General features: G+C 52.8%; 1 protein-coding gene. It reads left to right on the top strand.

Going from position 1 to position 267, the window contains the following annotated elements:
- Positions 1–27 precede the first annotated feature (27 nt).
- On the top strand, positions 28–267 hold a 240-nt coding region (locus tag AC2Q9J_RS18015), incomplete at its 3' end, for a hypothetical protein (protein ID WP_499042066.1).

The raw sequence follows: 267 nt of genomic DNA, 5'->3' as shown, positions 1-267 counted from the left end.
CAACAAGTGGGCTAAGAGGTGTACTGTGTGTTTACTAGCGGCTCGCTCTTGATCATGTGCGACCAATGGTTCCCGTCATGCGACCGTTTAACAGCCATTGCCGTTGCCGTAGTGAGTGCAGATGATATTCTAAGCTCGGCCGTTGAGGCGGGGAAACGGTGCGCCAGGGGCGTGGATTTCGTTTCGACGCCGGAAAGCGGATATTTAAAAGGCAAGGACGGGGACCGGAAATCAATTTCAGAAGTGAGGTTGCTTATGAGTCCCTAC

The organism is Planococcus sp. RAB007_Raresut (assembly GCF_057369535.1).
The sequence above is the reverse complement of the archived record's forward strand: the minus strand, read 5'-3'. Positions and strand labels throughout refer to the sequence as shown.